Annotated in this window: 1 protein-coding gene; it reads left to right on the top strand. The window is 37.4% G+C overall.

The window, feature by feature from the left end; translation table 11 throughout:
* The first annotated feature begins 158 nt into the window (after positions 1-158).
* Entirely contained in the window at positions 159-371 is a 213-nt protein-coding gene (locus CWB78_RS18065) for an EF-hand domain-containing protein (protein ID WP_138596796.1), read from the top strand.
* The last annotated feature ends 134 nt before the right edge of the window (positions 372-505 follow it).

The following is a 505-nucleotide window of genomic DNA, read 5'->3' on the forward strand; positions in this document are numbered from 1 at the left end:
CGATGTGCTTCTAATTAAACATCACATTTTTATTTTTAACTTATTTTTTATAAATGAAAACATAAAACTGGCTTCGAATGTGTAATACCTAACCAGTATATAGCAAAAAGTGATTAAGCTTAGCGCTTAACCTTACAACCCAATGAAGGAATTACGTTATGACAACATTTAAATCAACACTGGTATTAATGGCACTTGCTTCTTCATCTGTGGCGTTTGCTGCAACAGATTTTGACACACTGGATGTGGATGGAAAAGGCGCAATAAGCCAAGCTGAAGCATCAGTAGATGCCTCACTTATGAGTAAGTTTACAGAGCTTGATACGGATAAAAACGGCGAGCTGTCTAAAGCAGAATTTTCTAAGGCTTAAAAGGCCAATGCACAACGCTATTACATATTCTGCGTTGCGCAAAGACTACCTAAATAGGCAAGGGAGCCTATGAAAGAGAATAACGAGGATGTACGGTTGTATCGTTCAGTTAATTAAGTTATACGCAACCAGTG

The sequence above is a fragment of the Pseudoalteromonas sp. S1612 genome (assembly GCF_005887175.1).
Lineage (GTDB): Bacteria > Pseudomonadota > Gammaproteobacteria > Enterobacterales > Alteromonadaceae > Pseudoalteromonas > Pseudoalteromonas undina.